The sequence below is a fragment of the Streptomyces sp. NPDC038213 genome (assembly GCF_055600495.1).
This window is the reverse complement of sequence record NZ_JBVJYM010000048.1, coordinates 17,387-31,183: the sequence shown is the minus strand read 5'-3', so window position 1 is coordinate 31,183 and position 13,797 is coordinate 17,387. Positions and strand designations below refer to the sequence as shown.

Here is a 13,797-nt window from a genome sequence, read left to right as displayed (position 1 = left end):
GAACTCCTTGGGATAGGGCTTGGGCACGACAACATCCTTCCAGGCCGCTTCTCAGCAAGCCAGGTCAGGTGTCACTCAACCCTGCAGCAGTCCCCATGGGGCGTGTCGGGTCGAGCTACGACAACGCGCTCGCCGAGAGCTTCTGGCAGGGGCTGAAGAGAGAAGCTCTGCGGGGAGCGTTGACGACGGTCCGTCAGGCCAGGCTGGAGATCTTCCAGTGGCTCACCTACTACAACACCCGCAGGCGCCACAGCAGCCTTGGCTACCTCTCACCCGTCGAGTTCGAACAGCAGCACCAGCGAGGCCGTAGACTCACACTCGCAGCATGAACCCCCGTGTCCACACTCCGGGGGTCACCTCAGCTCCGCCATCTCGGCCTGACCGCCCACCTGTCATGGGCCAGGGACCTCTAGGAGAAGCCGCACGAGATGATGCGGCGGATGTGGGCAATCACCCGCACCCGGCCACGTACGGTCGCGGTGACCCGGCTGTGCCCGCGGTGCGAGGCTCCGCTTCTCACGCGTATGGACAGGGATCTGTATACGCGCTGCGTGGGCAGCGACGGTTGCCGGACGGGGCCGAGCTGGGTGCGGACGCCGTAGAGCGCAGCACTGTGTAAGCGGCAAGATCCAGCCATTGTTGAAATTTTAAGGAGTGTGGTTTATGTCATGCTCATGCGTCCAATAAAACGCCTAAGGGATCAATATGCGCATCTTCGTGAGAATTGCCGCCGTCTTCTCCGTGCTCGCAGCCAGTCTCATTCTCGCCCCAAGCGCCCACGCAACCACAGACGGCTGCGGCGACCTCACGAATGGGCAGCTGTGTATCAGACCGCAGTCCGCCGGCCAGAAGTCCGGCAATTGGACCACGGATTACTATAAGTTCTCCACCCCCGCCGGCTGCGTCACCATAAAGCTTGGAATGCAGGGGAAGGCGGCAAGCGGAAGCCTGTCGACGCCTCTGTGGAACCCCAACACCCAGACGGCGTGCGCAGGTCAGGCCCCCGCATACACCAGGTACCTGACGCTCAACTCCGGCTACTGCGTCCGCGGCCTGATGAAGGTGGGGAGCACGCAGTACTTCACCAAGTGGTGGTGCGTGTAGCCCAACCCCTGCACGTAGGCTAGCGACCCGCAGCTGTCCGAGGGGGCGCCATGTTCTGGGAGGTCATCCTCCTCGTCACACCGGCAAGCGCAGCGCTCGCCCTTATCGCCATGGCCGCCATCACATCTGCTGCGCTGCTCGCCGCCCCCCGCTGGCCGGCAGCTGTTCTGCATGTGGCACGCCTGGGCCTGGCGCTGTGGGCCGTACTTATCGGCCTGGCTACGCTCTGGTCACCACTTGACGCTGGCGGAGGCGAGTCGAGCCTTTCCTGGGGATCAATTCCTATCCTGTTCCAGGATTCACCTAATATCCTACCTGGGGAGAAGGAGCTCATCCTGGCGCAGCTCCTCGGCAATGCACTGATGTTCGTCCCCGCAACGGTCCTTGCATACCTCTCATTTCCGACCGCACGCAAGCGGGTTCTACTTGCCATCGGATTCGCTACAAGCGTCGGCATCGAGGCATTCCAGTATGTCATCGCATCAGGCAGAACTCCCGACCTGGATGACATTGCCATGAACTCGTTGGGCGCCGCCTCGGGGGTCGCCCTGATCCTCTTCGGAGTAAGAGCGGCCCGATTCGCCGACCGGCTGCTGACAGGACAAGCCCGCCCTTCGCACAGAGCGCCGCGGCGCCGCGGCGCCCAGCCAGCAGCACCGCAGGCAGCCCGCCGCCGGTGAGCGGTGGCCTCTTCAGGCCAACCTTGCGCCCCTTCAGCACCGACCGATGCGGCCCCGCCTGATCACTGGGTGGGGCCCCCGTCGTCCATGTCCCGGGCCCGCCGCCGCGCCAATCCAGCAGGGATCCGCCATAGCGAGCACGTCCACCGGGGCGTCCACGCCGATCCCGGCCTGAGGAACTCGGCGAGGCGAGGTCAGCCGTCGAATACGCGGTCCCGAGAATCGCGTCCTCACCGTGGACGTACGCCGCCACCCGCCGGCCACCGGACGGCGCAGGCGGGCGGCGATCCGGAGGGGCGCACGTCCACACCACCCCGAACGGCACCATGCGGTGGACAGCGCCCAGGTTCAGGAGTCTCGCCCTCGCACACGCCCAGTTGAAGGCAGAGGCCGAAATCGTGGAGCAGTACGTACCGTGTTCCGACTACGAAGCCGGGGCGCAGCAGCTGCTGACCACGGTGGAGGCCGAGCAGCTCGCGGACCCGCGGCCCCTTTCTTTTCAGCCCCCGCCAGGACCTGCCGGGCGCGGCCCCGCCAACCGGGAGTTCCGGTAAGTACCCTGTCACCGCCGCAAAAGGCGTCGGCCCTACGACGTGCTCGGCGGTACGTGTCTGGTCAACTCAACCGACCAGGACTGTTGGCAGGGAGATGTAGGTGTTGCCGTCCGGATCCAGGCCGTACGGCCAAAGCCTTCTGACGGAATCCGTAGTGCGCGGGCGGTACCGGACACCGGGGCTGCGGTGGTCGGCGGCCTGCCGGTAGAGGGTTTCGGCGTCGTCCCGGTCCCCGGCCTCCTCCCGCAGCACGGCCAGGCTGACCAGGGGGTGCGAAGCCGGTAGAGTTCGCTGGCTGCTGAGTTGCTCCCGCGCCGCGGGGATGCCCCGTACGGCAAGGGCTTTGAGGACACCTGGGCAGTCGTTGACCCTGCGCCCGCGGGGATGCTCCTTTTTGCTCCAGCCGGCAGATGCCTGTCTGCTCGTTACCGATCTCGACCATGCTCGACCTCGTGTAGGTGGGAGGACATGGCGCTGCCCCGGCCAGTCGACCCCGTGGCAGCGTGACGGTTCTGTGAGATCCGGCACCCCCTCTGCGCCAAGACGATCCGCCTCCGCGCGAGTTGACACCTTTCCTGCTATTCCTGCTGATTTCCGGCGTGGCGGGGGCCGGGGGAGGAGTAGGGTCCGGGCTGCTGCGGACGGAACCTGACGGGAGCGCAGACACGATGCATCGCTGGATACTGCCCGCGGCAGCCCTGGCTTCGGCCCTGGCTCTGTCGTCGGCAACCACGAACATGGCGTACGCGGCCCCGGTCGCGGTGAACCCGGCCGCGTGTGTGGCGAGGGAGACCGAGAAGCGGTCGAAGTCCGCAGTCGACGAGGGCGAGATCCGCTGGACCGACAGCGTCCGGTACGACGACGGCCGGAAGTACGCCACCAGCAACTGGCAGTACGACGGTTCGCGGGTCAAGATCCTCGCGGACAGTGCGGTCACGTCCAACGATCTGGAGTGGCAGAACTGGAACGGCGGAACCTCCTCGAACGCGCCGCTGGGCCAGTACGTGAACCGGCCGGCGTTCGGGGCCACCGACTTCCTGCGGATGAACCAGCAGAAGCTCCAGTCCGGGTTCTTCGGCACGAGGGACTTCCGCCGGTACGTGGCCATGCACGAGCTCGGGCACGCCTTGGGCCTGTGCCACAAGTCCGACCGGATCATGACGCTGATGTGGGTGAAGGCCCCGTCAACGCCGATCACGTGGGTGCCGGACGTCGACAAGGCCAACTACCGCAAGCTGTGGGGCTGATCATGAAGCGCACCATCATCGTCGGGGCCGCGGCCGCGGCCGTCGTGGCCGGGTCGGTCGGGGCGTACGCGTACCTGGCGCCGGGCGAGGTCGTGTTCACGGACTCCCTGTGCGGGCCCGACATGTCCACGGACGAGCTGGCCGCAGCGAACGCGCAGGTCCTGGCGCTCGTCTCCGTGCAGGAGGAGCTCCAGTACCTGGAGGAGGAGCCGGAGATCCCCGGGGGTGTCCTCATCTCGGCGGTCCACACCGACAAGGTCTTCAAGGGGACCCTGCCGGCGGACTTCACGCTGGGCCAGGCCGTGAACGCGAAGAAGGCCGGGGTCTGGCCGGAGCACACCGACGAGCGGTACACGCTGCTCCGGCCGGGGAGGCAGTACGTCATCGGCATGTACAAGGGCGGCTCGTACGGTGACGGGTACGTGATGTTCGCGAAGCCGAAGCCCGCGTTGACCGATACGGCACTCGGTGAGCACTGGAAGAAGGCAGTCGCCGCGAAGGCTGTGCAGCCGGACTGCAACGACACCACGACCGTCAGCGAGTAGGGGCGCGGGGCCGGGCGGCAGTCTGTCTCCCGGTCCGTGGGCTCCGCGGTGGGCTACAGGTGCTCCAGCTCGGCGAGCTCCCCGCGGGCGGTCTCCGGGAATCCCATCGTCCACGCGTGGCGTACTCCCGTGCGCAGCGCGCGGGCGTGGTCGGGTCGGCTGCGGGTCCCGCGCCCGCGGGGGATGTGCCGCTCCATGAGGCGTTCGTTGCAGGGTTCTTCCGGATTGCCACGGCGCACCCTGGGGATTGATTCTGGCGGCCGGGCTGTGTGTGTCGGAGGAGTCGGGGGAGGCCCGGTGGCGGGCAACGAGGTCCTCGGGGGCGGTACCGGCTGTTGCGGCCGCTCGGTGAGGGCGGCATGGGCCAGGTCTGGGAGGCGCGCGACGAGGTCCTCGGCCGTACGGTCGCCGTCAAGGTGGTCGCCGTGCTGGTCGGCGGCGGAAGCCGGGGCGACGAGGCGCGTACGAGGTTCATGCGCGAGGCGCGGATCACCGCGGCGCTGCAGCACCCCAACATCGTGACGGTCCACGACCTCGGCGAGGCGGACGTCGAGGGCGGCAGGGCACCGTTCCTGGTGATGGAACACCTGAAGGGCGAAGGGCTCGACTCCGTCGTGCGGCGCGGGCCTGCCGCGCTGCAGGACGCCGCCCGGTGGGGTGCGCAGATCTGCGACGCCCTGGCCGACGCCCACGGCGCGAGGGTCCTGCACCGGGACATCAAGCCCTCGAACGTGCTCGTCACGGCGACGGGCGCGGTGAAGGTCCTCGACTTCGGTATCGCGCGGGCCGCCGACCCGTATGCGACGGCGGACCGTCTGACCCGGACCGGCTTCATTGTGGGCACTCCTCCCTACATGGCGCCCGAGCAGGCGCGTGGCCGGCCCGAGGCGTGCAGTGACCTGTACGCCCTGGGGTGTGTCCTCTTCGAACTGATCACGGGGCGGCTACCGTTCGAGGCACCCGATGTCGTGGGCTACCTCACCGCCCACCTCACGCAGGACCCGCCCGCCCCCAGCCAGGTGGCTCCGAACATCCCCCGTGCGTGGGACGAACTCGTACTCACCCTGCTGCAGAAGGAGCCCGGTCGGCGCTACGCCACCGCCGCCGATGTGGCCGAGGCTCTCCGGCGCTTTGAGAGCGGCAGTCGGCCGGGCCCGTCGGCGGAGGAAGGGGCAGCAGTGCCGGTCCGCGCTCAGCGCGCCGCGTTAGCCCGGGCGCTTGGCCGGCTCGAAAGCCGTCGCCGGCAGGAGGCGGCCACGGCCCGGCGCCACCACGAGGCCTCCACCAGGGTGGCGCCGGGCGGTGAGGTCTTCGAGAGCCGGGCATCACTGGGCCGGATACTCGCCGGTTTCGGCTGGAGGCTGCTGGTTGCCGCGGTGATCCTGGGCGCGTGGGTGGCCCTCTACCATGCTTTCAATCCGCAGGAGCCGTGGGGAGTCACGGGAGCGGACTTGGCGGTCGCGGCGATCGCCGTGGGCGTCTGCGGATGGAGTGCGTGGGACCGCCACAGGGGCCGAAGGCTCGTGGTTGCTCCGGACCGGCCCAGGGTGGGGGCCGAGGGCCCGGGAGGGCCTCCCCTCTCCGTTCCCTGGGCCTGGCTGGGCCGAGTCGACCTCACCCGGTGGGTCGGCACACCGAAGTAGTCCTGTGGTTCCGTCCTGGGCGTGGCCCTTCGCCGGCTGAGGTGTCCCGCCATCGGCTCAAGCGGTACGGGCCCCACGGCGGTTACGTCGTGTACAGCTCGCTCCGTGACACAGGAATCGGCGGTTCGCATTCGCACCACGACCGGCTGCGCACGGCCCTGGCCGCCTGCGCGGCCGTCCAGGGAGTCGAGGTGGGCCTCACCGGCTAGAGCGCCGCCGCCCGCGCCTTCGGCGCGGCAGGCCCCGCGAGCGGGGTCCACACGGCAGCCCCCGGTCCGGGCTCCGCGGCGGCGGCCCTACGGGCGGCGGTGACGTCCTGGACCTCGACCGGCAGGTACGGCGTACCTGCGGGAACCGGCTGCTGGTGACCGGGGAGAGGTACCGCTCGCCCCCGTCCCTGACCTGCCAGCCCGGGCGACCGCAGCGGGAGGGCCGAGGTGACCGAGGCCAGCCGGGGAAGTCCAGTGCCCCGACGGCGCCCGGTGGGGCGATGCAGCGTGGGGTCGACCTTGGGGGCGCCAACGATGCTCGTTCGGTCTCGGCCGGGAGAGCGGGAGGGGACGCAGGTCACTTCCGTGCGCGGCCGCCATGGCGGTACCTGTGCAGAGGGGGGGACTTTCCCTGCCTCGTGTCGGCGGGTCAGGCGAGCCACTGGACCAGCAGGGCCAGTACGAGCAACTGCAAGGTGAGGGCGGCGGCGAAGGCGCGGGCGGCGCGGGAGACGGCGGCCGGACGGGTGTCCCCCGCGTGGCGTGCCAGGAGGCCGGCCACCGCGGCCGTGAGGACGGCGCAGAGCACCACGATGAGCAGGGCGAGGGCGAAGAGCAGTACAGGGGACGGGGAACGGTTCACTCCGGACCTCCTGGGGCCGCTTTCCCGTCCGGGCGTTCCGGGCGGGACGGGTCCAATTTGGCCGTTCCTGTGTTCGCCGGCGTTCACGGCGAACAGAATTGAACGCGGTGCGACCGGTAGGGGAGGGGGCCGGACGAGTGGTGGACGGCAACGGCGGCCCGTTGGGCGAGCTTGCGCGCAGACTGCAGGAGGGGCGGCGGGTCCAGGGGCTCCAGGTGTCCCAGGTGGAGCGGCGGTCAGGGCTGAGCCGTACCACGGTCAGCCAGGCCCTCAACGGCCGTACGCTGCCGACAGTTGCGACATTGGCGGCCCTGGCCAAAGTGCTGCGCCTGCCGCTGGCCGAGTTGCTTGAGCTGCGTGAGCGGGCCGAGCGTGGGGTCTCCGAGGAGGTGGACACCTGCCCCTACCCCGGCATGGAGGCGTTCGGTGCGGACCGTGCCGACCTGTTCTTCGGCCGTGAGGACCTGATCGCCAGACTGCTCGTGGCACTGGACCGGCGCCGCCGCACCGGCGGGATTCAGTTGGTGATCGGGGCCTCCGGGGCCGGGAAGTCCTCGCTGTTGCGGGCCGGGCTGGTCCCACGGTTGGGCGACGGTGCGCTGGATGCGGACGGGGTGAGGGTCGTCCCCGTGGTCGTCACGCCGACCGCCGACCCGGGTGCCGTCCTGGACCGGTACCTCCGGGGAGGGGACGACAGGGCGGCACTCTCATCGTCTGTGCCTGGCACGGGCCTGTCAGCCGAGCGGGAGCGGCTCCTCGTCGTCGACCAGTTCGAGGAGGTGTTCACCGAATGCCGGGACGAGGGCCTGCGGAGGCGGTTCACCGACGCGCTGATCGCGCTGGCCGCTCCCGGGCCCGACGGCGCCCGTCCCCGGGCGAGGGTGGTCGTGGGGCTGCGGGCGGACTTCTACGCCTCCTTCCTCGGGCACCCCGGTCTCCTCGCCGCGGCCTCAGACGACCCGGTCACCGTGGGTCCGCTGACACCTGCGCAACTACGCGACGCGATCACCAAGCCGGCAGCCTGTGCCGCGCGCCCCCTGCGCCTGGAGGCCGGCCTCGTCGAACGCCTCCTCGCCGACCTCGGCACCCCCTACACCGAACCCGACCCCGCACCGGAGTCCGACCCCGGACCCGACCGCGTGCTTCGGGATGGGCAGGCCGTCCCCTCGCGTGCCGCAGCGCTTGCCCCGCTCGGCTACGACGCCGGCCGGCTGCCGCTGCTGGCCCACGCACTGCGCGTCACCTGGACCCAGCGCACCGGCAACACCCTCACCCTCCGGGGCTACGAGCACACCGGCGGCATCAGCGGCGCGGTCAAACGCTCCGCCGAACACGTCTGGAACCGCCTCGACCGAGCCGGCCGGCAGGAAGCGGAGGCGCTCTTCCTGCGACTGATCAGAGTGGACCGGAACGCAGTGGCGGACTCCCGCCGCCGCGCCGCCCACTCCGTCCTGTTCGCTGCCAGCCGCCGGCCGGAGCTGCTGCGCGAGGTCGTCGACGCATTCGTAGCCGAGCGCCTTCTCACGCAGTACCACGACACGGTGGAGATCACCCACGAGACCCTGCTGCGCTCCTGGCCCCGGCTGCGGCGCTGGGCCGACGCGGAGCGCGCCCGCGACCTGGTGCACCAGGACCTGGAAGACGCCGCGAACGCCTGGCTCGAACGCTCCCGCAGCCCAGAACTCCTCTACCGGGGATCCCTGCTGAAGACGGCCCGGCGCAGCGTCGCCGCGGCCGGACCCAAATGGGGCCCGACCGCGCCGGCCACCGCCTTCCTCGCCGCCTCGGCACGCCTGCACCGCCGGACCACCGTCCTGCGCCGGGGCGCGGTCGCCCTGCTCGGCGTCCTGGCCCTGCTGGCGTCGACAGCCGCCGTGTACGCCATGCGCCAGCGCACCGCGGCACAGGACGAACGGGACCGCACCGTCGCCGCGCGGATCGCCTCCGAAGCCGACCGGGTGCGGGCATCGGAGCCCTCGACCGCGGCCCGCCTGGACGTCGCAGCCCACCGGACCTACCCCACCGACGAAACCTGGGCGAAGGTGCTGTCAGCGGCCGGGAAGCCGCAGTCCCAGGTGCTCCCCTGGCGTCTGGACCTCAAGGACCGGCTCGCGTTCACGGCGGACGGCACCACCCTGGTGGCGTACAGCAGCTTCCAACTGGCCGACCAGGAGAACGGCCACACCTGGCGCCCCGGCCGCGACCGGCCGGGCCCCGGCCCCGAGCTCGCACTGCCCCAGGACTGGCTCCCCACGCGCTGGACAAGCGTCAGCCAGGCCCTCCCCTTGATGGCGGTGCGCGACAGCAGGGGCCGTACCGGACTGTGGGACATGCGCGATCCGGCGGGGCCGCTGCTGCGCACCGTCCTCGATCCGAAGGTGGTAGCCGTCCACTTCGCCCCCGACGCGGCGGTGATGGCCACCGTCAGCGACGTCGCCCCCAACACCAAGGGCATCGAGTACGCCACCGACACCCGGGTACGGCTGTGGGACATCGCAGACCCGGCCCGTCCACGGCCCATGACCCCGCTGTTCGGCACACCCGGGATCGTGCACAGGACGGTGGGCCTGGCCGCCCGCGGGCGCACCGTGGCCACCTGGGCAGGAAACGGCGTGCAGTTGTGGCACGTCGCAGGGGCAAAGCCTGCGTCACCGCCCCTGCGGGCCGGCGTCCTCGCAGGCCGCGATGCGAAGCGGCTCCAGGGGCCGGAGGGTTTGAAGAAGTTCCTCCTGCGGCCCGACGGGCAGGCCCTGGCCGTCCTCGTCGGCAGCCGGGCCGAGGTGTGGCGGCTGGGCGAAGGCCGCACCGAAGTCTCTCCGGTGGGCGACCCGGCCACGAAGGTCAGCGCGCTCGCCTACAGCCGGGACGGACGATGGCTGGCGATCGGCGACCGGCAACGGCACACCGTACGGATCTGGAACGACGCACTGGCGCGCCCCGACGCACTGCTGCCCCTGGCCGGGCACACCACCGCTGTCGAGGAGCTGGCCTTCGCCCCCGACGGGCGTTCGCTGGTCTCCAGAGACGAGAAGAAGGAGGTACGCCTGTGGACCCTGCCCGCGGGCATACCCCCCAGGTCGTTCTACGTGTCGTCCAAGGACCTCGCCTACCGGCCGGACGGACGGCTGCTGCTCTACCTGGGACGGGACCCCGCCCTGTGGAGCACCGTCGACCCGCTGCGCCCGCGCTTCGTCACCCGGCTGGGGGCCGAGTACGCCGACGGAGCGGTGTTCAGCCCGGCCGGGAGCACCCTGTTCACCGCCACCGGCACGGGCGAGGTCGAGATCTGGGACGTCGCCCACGTGCCCGCCCCGCGCCGCACCGGACCCGCCTTCCGCCCCGGGCCCGGCGAGTACCACAGACTCTCCGTCTCCGCGGACGGCCGCCTGCTGGCCGCCACCGGCGAAGACGTGCTGAACCTGTGGGACGTGACCGACCCGGAGCGGCCCCGGCTCATCCGCCGAACCCCGCAGACCGGCGCGGCGGCCTTCGCCCCGCAAGGGCGCACACTCATCACGACCGGTCCGCGCGGTGTGCGGCTGTGGGACGTGGAGGATCCCGCGGCCCCGAAGTCCGTCGGGGGCGCCGTCCCCCGGATCGGGGGCGAAGTCGTGCACCTGGGCCGTCCGGTGTTCGACACTTCCTCCCGGGTGCTCCTGACGTCCTACGACGAGGACAGCGGGAGGACCGGCCTGTGGATCTGGGACTCCACGCGACCCGCCACCTCCGACAACCCGTACGCCGTACCCGTGGAGCTGACCGGGTCGGTGGACGTCGTCGCTGTCCGGAACGGTCTCGTGGCGATCGGAGGCCCCGACGGCCGACTCCGCCTCTGGCAGCTCGACGGCGACGCACTGGGCAGCCGCAGCTCACCGCTGCGGGCCAGAGGCGGCCCGCTCACCAGCCACACGGGGGACGTCACGGCCGTGGCCTTCGCCCCGGAGCACGACGTCCTGGCCTCGTCGGACGGCAACGGAGTGCTGCTGTGGCCGCTCGACACGGAGGAAGCCGTCCGGCGCGTATGCGCGGCCACCACAGGATCCCTGACCCCGGCCCGTTGGCGCAGTACTCTGCCCGACCTGGACCACGACCCCGGATGCGACTGACCACCACAGGATCCTCGTCGGCCTGGTCCGCACGAGATCGGGGGTGACCTCGTGCCCGCAACTCGACAAGCGCAGTTCACGCCGAGGGGCCACACCCAGGGTGAGCGCCCCCGGGGCGGTCGCCGGGCAGCCACCACGAATGGCGCCCAGCTGGTCGCGGTCTCGCGGACGGTCACGGAGGCCGCGCGGCGGGTGGATCGTCGGCTGGAGGTTCTGCACGAGCCAGCCGGCCAGGTAGTGGGCCGGGCGCTCCGAGGCCGGCTCGGAGGGCAGGATCCCGTGATGGTTGCGGTTACGGGGCCCGCCCCGAACAACTCGGCCTGGAAACAAGCTGCCTGTGGTGCAGCACCTGCGCGCCCCCGCCGCCACTCCACTACCGTCAGCACCAGAGCGAAGAGACGAACACCGGCCGGAAGGACCCCATGACGACCGCCAGCGGGCTGCCCGCCATCCGCGAATCCGTCCAGTGGGCAGTGCTGGACGCACCACAGGGCTCCCCGGCGCTGGTCGCTCTGGCAGAGGCCGCCGTCGAGCACTACGCCCTCAACTACAGCAAGCACCCCCCGGCGGTCCTCCACGAAGAAGTCCGAGGGACCCGCAACCTCCTGTCCACCGCGACAGCCACCGCTGACAGTGAAACCGCGCTCGGCCTCCGTCGCCAAGCCGGCTGGCTGTCGGCCCTGCTCGGTAACCTGGCCTACCACCTCGGCGACCGTGCCGGCGCCCGGACGCACCTCACCCTGGCCGGCGCTCTCGGCGAGTCCACCCAGGAACCGGCGCTGACCGCATGGGCCAGCGGGGCACTGGCCATGGTCGCCACCGCCCGCCGCGACTGGGACCACGCCCGACAGCACGCCCAGTACGGCCTGCAACACGCACCCGGGGGCCTGCGCCGCGCACAGCTCCTGGGCTGGGCTCTGCTGCCCGCCCTCGCCGCCCTTCAAAGGGACTCGGAAGCCGACGACGTGGTCAGCGAGAGCGACGAGATCATGCGCTCGGTGACAGAGCTGCCCGGCCGCTTCGGGTACGACCGCGCCGAACACCGCCTCCATGTCGCCGAGGCCTACCTGACCCTCGAACGCTGCGACCGCGCAGCCGAAGTCGCCCGCGAGTCGATCACCGCCGCCCCCGAACACACGCCCGGCTGGGTCGCTGCGACGCTCGTTCTCGCCCTCGCCGAAGCACGGGACGCACCGGACCAGGCGGCCACCCGGGCGCTGGGCGTCCTTGACCTCATTCCCGCGCCGAGGCTCCGCGCGACCGCCCGTAGCAGGCTGGCCCGCCTCGAGCGCTTGCTCACCAGCGCGACGAACTCCTCGGCAACGGAGCTGGCCGAGCGGCTCCGCACGCTCCCGGCGCCGGTCCGCGCCGACGGAACGGCCGCCTGACCGCCGAATCCGACCGAGGTGCGCCCGGCCCGCCTCATCGGTGATCGGCCTCGGCCAGCGCGGGGAGCCGGGTCCCGGCAGGCTTGCGTGCAGCGGTGCACGGGCTGCTACTGCGCATGGACGGGTGCGGTACGCGGGCGACGAAGGCGTACGAGCCGTACAGCGGCTGCCGGCCGTCGGCGACGCGGCTCCCGCCGAGCGGCACTGCCGTGATGCCGGGGACGTCCACGTCCCAGTTCTGGAACAGGGCGAGCAACTGCTCCAGGCTCCGCGGCCGGTAGGTGATGCCGACGCCGCGATAGACGGCGACGAGGGCGGCTGTCGCGTGCGGATCGCTGTCGGCGGCGGTGTGGATGACGGACAGGACGCTGCCGGACGGCAGCCAGGCCTGAAGGGAGTCCAGCAGGTGTCCTGTCTGCTCATCGGCGAGCCAGGGCAGGACCTCGTGCAGGAGCACCGCGATGGGTCGGCTCCGGTCGAGGTGGGCGAGGGCGGGGTGGACGAGGAGCTCTTCGGCCCGGGTGACGTCGGCCTGGCACGCGCGCTCCTGCGGGGTTTCGGGCATCGAACGGTAATGGGCGCACACCGAGGGGTCGCGATCTACGTACACCACCGTGGATTCCCCGGCAGCGGCCCTGGCGGCATCGTGGATGTTGTGGCCGTGCCTCTGCGGGAGTCCGCACCCGAGGTCCAGGAACTGGACGACGCCGCTGCGGGCCAGATTGCCGACGGTCTCCTGTCCGTGGACTCGGGCGGCGGCGACTGCCTGCCTGAGCCAGGGAGCGGCCTCCAGGAGTTCCCTGCCGACGGTGCGGTCGGCATCGAAGTTCCAGACGTCTCCGCCGAGCCAGTTGTGCACCCGCGGTACCGACGGCCGGGCATAGGCGTGTGGCGGGGGCAGGCATGCTCCGCCTGCCCGTAGACCCGCCCGGTACCCCTCCTCCGCGGTGCCCGGGGAGGAAGTCGGCGGAGCAGGTGCCTCAGGCAGGCTCAGCCCGGAAGTCCCGGGCGGGTCGGTGCTGTCCTGGTCGGCTCGGAAGTAGGCGCTGACGACGTTCCCCCCGCCCTCGTGCCGCAGCGAGGCGCTCCAGTAGTCGGCCACCTGGTCGACGAGGAACAGCCCGCGTCCGCCGGTGGCCAGAGCCGGCTGCAGTGCCTTGACGACCGGGAGCCCGGGATTCGCGTCCGCCACCTGCACGACCAGGGCCACGCCCGGCTCGAAGGTCACCGTCACCAGGAAGTCCGCTGCCTCCCTTCCAGAGCCGCGGTGCGTGACGGCGTTGGTCGCGAGCTCGCTGCACACCAGCGCGGCGGAGGGCTCGGCCGCCCCGCACCCCCATGCCTCAAGCTGCTGCATCACGAAGCGACGAGCCGCCCGAACAGAGTCAGCCCTGCAGGGCAGCTCCAGGCAGGCCGAGACGGCCCCGGGCGACTGCAGAGTCCGCAGCAGCTCCCTGCGGGTAATCCGGTGAGACATCGTCACCTCATCCCATTCGACGCACGTGTACGAAGGCGGTACGAGACACCGGAACCCTTCGTGCGGCTGGCTGAACTTCCGCCGGAGAACGCTTCCTTGTGCCGCTACGCTCAGAGAACCGTGCATCGCCCGCCGTGGACATCCCCGGCAAGGCGCGGGCCCGCGTAAAGCACGTAAAGATCGTTTCGTGGACGGGAGTAT

General features: G+C 70.9%; 12 protein-coding genes. 9 read left to right on the top strand and 3 right to left on the bottom strand.

Going from position 1 to position 13,797, the window contains the following annotated elements:
• From ACZ7JZ_RS34745 to ACZ7JZ_RS34725, 5 genes are all read left to right on the top strand, one after another.
• Positions 1-329 (top strand): integrase core domain-containing protein (locus ACZ7JZ_RS34745; RefSeq protein WP_470946829.1); only part of this gene is annotated, 329 nt, incomplete at its 5' end.
• 376 nt (positions 330-705) lie between these two features.
• On the top strand, positions 706-1,104 hold the full coding sequence (locus ACZ7JZ_RS34740; protein WP_470946826.1) for a hypothetical protein: 399 nt from the start codon (positions 706-708) through the stop codon (positions 1,102-1,104).
• 50 nt (positions 1,105-1,154) lie between these two features.
• Positions 1,155-1,784 carry a VanZ family protein gene (locus tag ACZ7JZ_RS34735; protein WP_470946823.1) on the top strand — a complete coding sequence of 210 codons (630 nt, stop codon included), beginning with the start codon at positions 1,155-1,157 and terminating at the stop codon, positions 1,782-1,784.
• Between the two features lie 1,222 nt (positions 1,785-3,006).
• Positions 3,007-3,585, top strand: a complete 579-nt coding sequence (locus ACZ7JZ_RS34730; protein WP_470946820.1) for a matrixin family metalloprotease — start codon at positions 3,007-3,009, stop codon at positions 3,583-3,585.
• Positions 3,586-3,587: 2 nt separating this feature from the next.
• Positions 3,588-4,130: a hypothetical protein gene (locus ACZ7JZ_RS34725; protein ID WP_470946817.1), complete on the top strand. Its 543-nt coding sequence runs from the start codon at positions 3,588-3,590 to the stop codon at positions 4,128-4,130.
• A gap of 53 nt (positions 4,131-4,183) precedes the next feature.
• On the opposite strand, the gene ACZ7JZ_RS34720 is transcribed toward ACZ7JZ_RS34725, so the two are convergent.
• A complete protein-coding gene (locus ACZ7JZ_RS34720; RefSeq protein ID WP_470946814.1) occupies positions 4,184-4,327 on the bottom strand; it encodes a hypothetical protein in 144 nt (47 codons plus the stop codon).
• 162 nt (positions 4,328-4,489) lie between these two features.
• On the opposite strand from ACZ7JZ_RS34720, the gene ACZ7JZ_RS34715 reads away from it, so the two are divergent.
• Entirely contained in the window at positions 4,490-5,773 is a 1,284-nt protein-coding gene (locus ACZ7JZ_RS34715) for a serine/threonine-protein kinase (RefSeq protein WP_470946811.1), read from the top strand.
• A gap of 41 nt (positions 5,774-5,814) precedes the next feature.
• Complete coding sequence (locus tag ACZ7JZ_RS34710) at positions 5,815-5,982, top strand: hypothetical protein (RefSeq protein ID WP_470946809.1); 168 nt, start codon at positions 5,815-5,817, stop codon at positions 5,980-5,982.
• Between the two features lie 430 nt (positions 5,983-6,412).
• On the opposite strand, the gene ACZ7JZ_RS34705 is transcribed toward ACZ7JZ_RS34710, so the two are convergent.
• Entirely contained in the window at positions 6,413-6,625 is a 213-nt protein-coding gene (locus ACZ7JZ_RS34705) for a hypothetical protein (protein WP_470946806.1), read from the bottom strand.
• 107 nt (positions 6,626-6,732) lie between these two features.
• On the opposite strand from ACZ7JZ_RS34705, the gene ACZ7JZ_RS34700 reads away from it, so the two are divergent.
• Both ACZ7JZ_RS34700 and ACZ7JZ_RS34695 read left to right on the top strand, forming a co-directional pair.
• Positions 6,733-10,731 carry an nSTAND1 domain-containing NTPase gene (locus tag ACZ7JZ_RS34700; protein ID WP_470946803.1) on the top strand — a complete coding sequence of 1,333 codons (3,999 nt, stop codon included), beginning with the start codon at positions 6,733-6,735 and terminating at the stop codon, positions 10,729-10,731.
• A gap of 422 nt (positions 10,732-11,153) precedes the next feature.
• On the top strand, positions 11,154-12,119 hold the full coding sequence (locus ACZ7JZ_RS34695) for a Twin-arginine translocation pathway signal (RefSeq protein WP_470946800.1): 966 nt from the start codon (positions 11,154-11,156) through the stop codon (positions 12,117-12,119).
• Positions 12,120-12,153: 34 nt separating this feature from the next.
• Here the strand turns inward: ACZ7JZ_RS34695 and ACZ7JZ_RS34690 are convergent, their stop codons facing one another.
• Positions 12,154-13,596, bottom strand: a complete 1,443-nt coding sequence (locus tag ACZ7JZ_RS34690) for an SAM-dependent methyltransferase (protein WP_470946797.1) — start codon at positions 13,594-13,596, stop codon at positions 12,154-12,156.
• Positions 13,597-13,797: the final 201 nt, after the last annotated feature.

Coding starts and splice junctions, on each gene's coding strand:
- ACZ7JZ_RS34740 (WP_470946826.1), top strand. CDS start 706: ATGCGCATCTTCGTGAGAATTGCCGCCGTCTTCTCCGTGCTCGCAGCC.
- ACZ7JZ_RS34735 (WP_470946823.1), top strand. CDS start 1,155: ATGTTCTGGGAGGTCATCCTCCTCGTCACACCGGCAAGCGCAGCGCTC.
- ACZ7JZ_RS34730 (WP_470946820.1), top strand. CDS start 3,007: ATGCATCGCTGGATACTGCCCGCGGCAGCCCTGGCTTCGGCCCTGGCT.
- ACZ7JZ_RS34725 (WP_470946817.1), top strand. CDS start 3,588: ATGAAGCGCACCATCATCGTCGGGGCCGCGGCCGCGGCCGTCGTGGCC.
- ACZ7JZ_RS34720 (WP_470946814.1), bottom strand. CDS start 4,327: ATGGAGCGGCACATCCCCCGCGGGCGCGGGACCCGCAGCCGACCCGAC.
- ACZ7JZ_RS34715 (WP_470946811.1), top strand. CDS start 4,490: ATGGGCCAGGTCTGGGAGGCGCGCGACGAGGTCCTCGGCCGTACGGTC.
- ACZ7JZ_RS34695 (WP_470946800.1), top strand. CDS start 11,154: ATGACGACCGCCAGCGGGCTGCCCGCCATCCGCGAATCCGTCCAGTGG.
- ACZ7JZ_RS34690 (WP_470946797.1), bottom strand. CDS start 13,596: ATGTCTCACCGGATTACCCGCAGGGAGCTGCTGCGGACTCTGCAGTCG.